This window comes from Verrucosispora sp. SN26_14.1, from assembly GCF_004307965.1.
GTDB lineage: Bacteria > Actinomycetota > Actinomycetes > Mycobacteriales > Micromonosporaceae > Micromonospora.
In genome coordinates this window covers 1-6,370 of sequence record NZ_SISL01000343.1, presented here as the reverse complement: position 1 = coordinate 6,370, position 6,370 = coordinate 1, and the positions used below count along the sequence as shown (strand labels likewise).

Sequence of the window (6,370 nt, the reverse complement as noted above, 5' to 3'; positions counted from 1 at the left end):
CGCCGAGCGGTCCGGGGCGCTGCACGCCGCCGCCGCCGCGGTCGCCGACGCCACCGCCGAACTGGTCGACCTGGTCGTGCGGGAGGTGGGCAAGCCGATCACGGAGGCGCGCGGTGAGGCGGCCCGGACGGTCGCGCTGCTGCGGTACTACGCCCAGCAGGTCTACGACCCGACCGGTGCGGTGCACGACCCCAGCGGCGGTCGGGGCCTGGCGTACACCCGTCGCCGACCGCGTGGCGTCGCCGGCCTGGTCACGCCGTGGAATTTCCCGCTGGCCATCCCGATGTGGAAGGCGGCCCCGGCGCTGGCCTTCGGTAACGCCGTCCTGCTCAAGCCGGCACCGCAGGCGACGGCCTGCGCGGTGCGCCTGGCGGAGCTGGTCACGCCGTACCTGCCCGACGGGCTGCTGACGGTGCTGCCGGGTGACGCCGAGACGGGCCGGGCGGTGGTGGACGCCGGTGACGTCGTGTCGTTCACCGGCTCCGCCGAGGTGGGCGCCGGCGTCGGCGCGACCGCCGTGGCGCGGGGCGTGCCGGTGCAGTGCGAAATGGGCGGGCTCAGCCCCGCGGTGATCCTGCCGGACGCCGACGTCGAGTCCGCCGCCCGGCAGGTCGCCTACGCCGCGTTCGGGTACGCCGGCCAGAAGTGCACCGCCACCAAGCGCGTCATCGTGGTGGGTGACCCGACCGCGTTCACCGACGCGCTGGTGACCGCCGTGGCGGCGTTGGCCTGCGGCGATCCCGCCGCACCGGAGACCGTGGTGGGGCCGGTGATCGACGAGGCCGCCCGGACCCGGGTGCGGGACGCCGCACAGAGTGCCGTCGCCGCCGGTGCGCGGCTGCTCACCGGTGCCCGTACGCCCCGGGAAGCGGGCTGGTTCGTCGCCCCCACGCTGCTGGCCGACGTCCCCGCCGACCACCTGCTCCAGCGCGCGGAGGTGTTCGGTCCGATCTGCACACTGAGCCGGGTGGACGACGTCGACGCGGCGCTGGCCACCGCCAACGACGTCCGGTACGGGCTCGCCGCCTCGGTCTTCACCGCCGACCTGGACGCCGCGCTGCGCTTCGCCGACGGGCTGGCGGCCGGACAGATCAAGGTCAACGCGCCGACCGCCGGAGTGGACTTCCACCTGCCCTTCGGCGGCGAGCGCGCCTCCAGCTACGGACCTCGCGAACAGGGCAAGGCGGCGCAGGACTTCTACACCGCCCTGCACACGGTGACCGTCGCACCCGCCGGAGGCTGAGCCGCGCCGGGTGTCCCGGGACCCGCCGCCGTGGCGTCGCCTACCATGCGGCGGGAAGGAGACGTGGTGGTGACTGACGCCTTGGAACTGCCGTCCCTGGGGGCGCGACCGAGCCTGCGGGGACAGGTCGCGCACGCCCTGCGGGCCGCGCTGGTGGCCGGCCAGATGCGCCCCGGCGAGGTCTACTCGGCGCCGACGCTCGCCGCCCGACTCGGCGTCTCCGCCACCCCGGTCCGCGAGGCGATGCTCGACCTGGTCAAGGAGGGCCTGGTCGAGACCGTGCGGAACAAGGGCTTCCGGGTCACCGAACTGTCCGATCGGGAGCTCGACAACCTGACCGAGATCCGCCAGCTGATCGAGGTGCCGACCACCGTCCGGGTGATCGGTGTGGCCACCGCCGAGGACGTCGCGCGCCTGCGGCCGATCGCCCACCGGATCGTCGAGGTGGCCGAACGCAGGGACCTGATCGCGTACATCGAGCACGACCGCCGCTTCCACCTGGAACTGCTCGCGCTGGCCGGCAACAGTCACCTGGTCTCGCTCGTCGGTGAGCTGCGGGCGAGGTCGCGGCTGTTCGGGCTGACCCGGCTCGCCGAGACCGGGGAACTGGTGCCCTCCGCCCGCGAGCACGTCGAGATGCTCGACCTGATCGAGGCGGGCGACCGGGCCGGACTGGAACGGCTGATGCGCGTGCACATCGGTCACGTACGCGGCCGCTGGGCCGGCCGGGCGGAGCCGACCGCCGACTGACCCCCGTCGGACGGCCCTGACCGGTGGCGCGGACGGCCCTGACCGGCGGCAGGCGGTCCGGACGGCGCTGCCTGCCCGCCGCCCGGCGTACGGTCAGCGCTGCCAGGCGGCCCAGAGTTCGGCGTACCGGCCGCCCGCGGCGACGAGTTCCGCCGGGGTGCCCAGCTCGACGATCCGTCCGTGCGCCATCACCGCGATCCGGTCGCAGCTCTGCGCCTGCGTCAGGCGGTGCGCGACCACCACGGCGGTGCGTCCGCGCACCAGCGCGGCACTGGCCAGCTCCAGTTGCCGGGCACCGGCACTGCCGGCCTCGGCACTCGCCTCGTCGAGCACCACGATCGGCGGGTCGAGCAGGGCGACCCGGGCCAGCGCCACCTGTTGCGCCTGCCCCGGGGTGACCGGGTGCTCGCCCTCGCCGACCCGGGTGTGCAGCCCCTCCGGCAGCGCGGCGACCCACTGGTCGGCACCGACCAGCCGCAGCGCGTCCCACATCTGCTCCTCGTCGGCGTGCGGCACCGCCAGTCGCAGGTCGTCGGCGAGGGTGCCGGCGAAGACGTGCACCTCCTGGGTGACGACGCCGACGGTGCGGCGCAGCTCCACCGGATCCAGGTCGGCGATCGGTCGCCCGCCGAGCAGCACCTCACCCTCGGCGGCCGGGAACACCCCGCCGAGGATGGCCGCCAGCGTCGTCTTGCCGGCACCGCTCTCGCCGACCACCGCCAGCGACTCGCCCTCCGCGATCTCCACCGAGACGTCGTGCACCACGGTGGGGCCGCCGGGGTAGCGGTGCCCGATCGACTTGGCGCCGATCCCGCCCGCCGGCCGGTCACCGGCACGCGGGCGCGACTCCGGCACGTCGAGTCCGGTGATGCCGACCAGCCGGGCGAGCGCGGCACCGGCCGACTGGACGTCGTTGAACGAGATCAGGAGCATGCCGAGCGGGCCGAAGAGCCGGTGGAACAGCAGCGCGGCGGCGGTGACGTCACCCACGCTGCTCTCGCCCGCGCGGACCAGCAGGAAGCCGGTCAGCAGGACGGCGGTGAGGCCGATCGCCTCCGCGTAGTTCATCATGTTCGCGAACCACAGGAACCCGCGTACCGCCCGCAGGCGCGCGGTGACCGCCTTGCGCGACGCCCCGTCCACCCGCTGGCCCTGCCGCTGCGCCATGCCGTAGGCGTGCACCGTCCGGGCGCCGGTGAAGGTGGTCAGCAGGCTCTGCGTCCGTTCCGCCGCCGCCTCGCGCTCGGCGGCGTAGAGCCGCTTCGCCTGGGGCACGAACCGGCGCAGGCTCAGCACGTGCACCGGGAAGACGACCAGGAACGCGAGCGCGATCCGCCAGTCCAGGGTGGCGAAACCGGCGAAGGTGATGACGACGGTGACCAGGGCGGTGAAGATCCCGGCGGCCAGCCGGACCGAGTCGGTGACCTGTTCCACGTCGTCGGTGACCCGGGCGGCGACGTCGCCGGAGCCGGCGCTCTCCAACCGGGCCGAGTCCATCCGCAGGGCCCGGTCGAGCACCTCCTCCCGCAGGTCGGCGCAGGCCCGCATGCCCCACTCGGTGACCAGCCACCGGGACACGCCGGTCAGCACGGCGGCCAGCAGACCGATGCCGAGGATCCAGGCCGAGATCACCAGCAGCGCCTCGCCGGTGCCGCCCGCGACGACCAGGTCGACCAGCCGACCGAGCAGGATCGGCACCACCACGGCCGCGGCGCTGGCCGCCACGGACGTCAGGACCGACGTCCAGGCCAGCAGCGGATAGCGGCGCAGGTTGCGCCAGAACGTGGCCAGGGTCTCCCGGCCGGAGGCGACCGGCAGCATCGTCGTCGCGCTCATCGCAGGACCACCTCGGCGTACGCGGACTGGGTGAGCAGGTCCCGGTGCGATCCGACGGCGGCCACCCGCCCGGCGTCGAGGAAGACGACACGGTCGCACCGGTCGAGCAGGGGAGCGCTGGTGGTGACCAGCACGGTGGCCCGGTCGTCCCCGGCCCGACGGGAGCGAATGCCCTCGGCGATGGCGTGCTCGGTGACCGCGTCGACCGCCGTCGTCGGGTCGCGGAACACGGTGACCGGCCGGTCGGCGAGCAGCGCCCGGGCCAGGGCGATCCGCTGCCGTTGCCCGCCGGAGAGGTTCAGTCCGTGGTCGAGCAGTTCGCGGTCCAGCCCGGTGCCGCCCTCGGCGAGCAGGTCGTCGACGGAGGCCGCCGCCATGCTCTGCCGCAGCGCCGCGTCGTCCCGGTCGTCCCCGCTCTGCAGCACCTCGCGCAGGGTGCCGCCGAACAGGTCGACCGCGTGCGGCTCGACGAGCACGACCTGCCGCAGCGAGGCGACGTCGAGGTCACCGACCGGTGACCCGGCCAGGGTCACCTCGCCCCGCTCCGGTGCCCGTGCCCCGGCCAACAGGTCGGTGACGTCGTCGGCGGTGGTGGTCTGCCCGGTGACGACCCCGAGCACCTCCCCGGGGCGCACCTCGAGACTGGCACCGTCCAGGCCCGAGGTGTGCACCTCGGCGAGGACCAGCGGACCGGGCTGCGCCTCCCGTACGCCGGAGGTGGCGCGCTCGGGCGCGGCCAGCACCTCGGCCACCCGGGCCGCGCTGGCCCGCGCGGTGGCCAGCCGGAAGACGCAGTCGGCCAGGTTGAGCACCGGGTCGGTGATGAACGCGGCCAGGCCCACGATGGTGATGAGCTGCCCGACCGTGATCCGCCCCTCCAGGGCGAACCAGCCGGCCAGGGCGGCCACGATGGTGATCAGCAGGCCGGTGGTGAACGTCGACACCCCGACGAACGCGGCACCGGCCTTGACCGCGCCGACGTTGGCGCGCAGCGAGGTGCGGCTGGCGGTGCGGTAACGCCGTGACGCCTCGTCGACGCCGCCGAACCCGCGCAGCGGGCGGAGCCCCCGCAGCAGGTCCGACGCGGTCGCGGCGGCCCGGCCGATGGCCTGCTGCTGCGCCGAGGTGTGGCGTTCCACGAGCGGCCCGAGCGCGTGCAGGGCGAGCACCAGCACCGGGATGCCGATCACCAGCCCGAGGCCAAGGGTCCAGTCGATCCGCAGCAGGACGATCGTGGAGACGACCAGCCCGAGCAGCGCGGAGATCACCCGGCTGCCCAGCTCCAGTGAGTCGGCGGCGGCCTGGGTGTCGGTGGTGGCGATGGAGAGCAGCTCTCCGCTCTGCCGGCCGGTGCGGATGCCCTGCCCGCCCAGCAGTCGCCGGACCACGCGCATCCGCAGCACGTGTGACTCCTCGGTCACCGCCTTCGACAGGAACCAGAAGCCGGACCGCCACCCCATGGTCAACGCGGTGAACAACGCGAAGATCCCCAGGACGGACCAGAGCATCGCCGAGGTCGACCCGGTGCTCACCGCCTGGTCGATGACCAGGCCGATGGCCACCGGGACCAGTGCCTCGCACACCTGGTGCAGCGACCAGAAGGCGGTGCAGAGCGCGGTGTCCCGGCGCTGCCGCCAGAACATCTCGCCGAACAACCGGCCGGTCGGGCTGACTCGCACGGTCACCTCACCCGCCGTCGGTCGGTGCGGCGGACCCCCGCCGTCGGCTCTGCCATCTCGCCTCACTCTCCACAAGTTAGGTGAGGCTAACCTGTGGTCGTGGCGCGGCGCCATCCGGTAGCGGGTGTCGTCCCGGCGGTCAGCCGGTGACCACGACCGCCTCCCGGGCGAGCGTGACCGCGCCCAGCAGGGCGGCGTCGTCGGCGAACCGGGACAGTACCACCTCCGGCCGATGCGGCAGCACCTCGGTGAGCCGGTCGACCAGCAGCTCCCGGATCAGGGCGCTGCCGGCCACCCCACCGACCAGCACCACCCGCTGCGGGTCCAGCAGCAGACAACACGTGACCAGGTGCCGGGCCAACTCGTCGAGCCGGGCGATCAACGCCTGCCGCTCCGACCCCGGTCGTTCGGCCGCACCGGCGAGGGCCGCCGCGCCGCCGGAGAGACCCAGTTCGGCGGCGACCACGTCCAGGGCCCGACCGGAGAAGTCCAACTCCAGCATGGTGCCCGGCCACGGGCCGCCGGAGACCGCGTACCCGATCTCACCGGCGGCACCCCGGTGGCCGGAGACCACCGTGCCGCCGACGGTGATCGCCGCGGCCACTCCGGTGCCCAGCCCCAGCACGAGGCCCGGGTCGGCGTCGCGCAGCGCGCCGAGCCGCAGTTCGGCCAGGGCGGCGGCGTTGAGGTCGTTGTCCACCGCCACCTCGGTGACGTCGAGCGTCTCCCGCACCGCGTCGGCCAGCCGCAGGCTCTCCCAGCCGGGAACGTTCGGCGCCAGCTCGATGCCGTCGGCCCGGATCACCCCGGGGGAGGCCACCCCGGCGGCGAGCAGCGGGCCGCCCACCTCGGCCAGCAGCCG

At 74.5% G+C, this 6,370-nt stretch carries 5 protein-coding genes; 2 read left to right on the top strand and 3 right to left on the bottom strand.

Annotation, left to right across the window (positions count from 1 at the left end):
- Both EYA84_RS23875 and EYA84_RS23870 read left to right on the top strand, forming a co-directional pair.
- Nucleotides 1-1,243, top strand: a 1,243-nt coding sequence (locus tag EYA84_RS23875; RefSeq protein WP_131055527.1) for an aldehyde dehydrogenase, incomplete at its 5' end; no start/stop codon positions are given.
- A gap of 69 nt (nt 1,244-1,312) precedes the next feature.
- The gene (locus EYA84_RS23870; RefSeq protein ID WP_236145927.1) at nt 1,313-1,993 is read left to right on the top strand and encodes a GntR family transcriptional regulator; all 681 of its coding nucleotides are present in this window, start codon (nt 1,313-1,315) and stop codon (nt 1,991-1,993) included.
- Nucleotides 1,994-2,086: 93 nt separating this feature from the next.
- Here the strand turns inward: EYA84_RS23870 and EYA84_RS23865 are convergent, their stop codons facing one another.
- From EYA84_RS23865 to EYA84_RS23855, 3 genes are all read right to left on the bottom strand, one after another.
- Nucleotides 2,087-3,829, bottom strand: coding sequence for an ABC transporter ATP-binding protein (locus EYA84_RS23865; protein ID WP_131055523.1), 1,743 nt, complete (start codon nt 3,827-3,829; stop codon nt 2,087-2,089).
- The gene (locus tag EYA84_RS23860) at nt 3,826-5,514 is read right to left on the bottom strand and encodes an ABC transporter ATP-binding protein (protein ID WP_161595026.1); all 1,689 of its coding nucleotides are present in this window, start codon (nt 5,512-5,514) and stop codon (nt 3,826-3,828) included. The genes EYA84_RS23865 and EYA84_RS23860 overlap by 4 nt, the downstream gene beginning before the upstream one ends.
- Nucleotides 5,515-5,647: 133 nt before the next feature.
- On the bottom strand, nt 5,648-6,370 hold a 723-nt coding region (locus EYA84_RS23855; protein WP_131055519.1), incomplete at its 5' end, for an ROK family protein.

Bases quoted from the DNA above. Each gene is read 5' to 3' on its own strand.
- EYA84_RS23865 (WP_131055523.1), bottom strand. From the start codon at position 3,829: ATGAGCGCGACGACGATGCTGCCGGTCGCCTCCGGCCGGGAGACCCTG.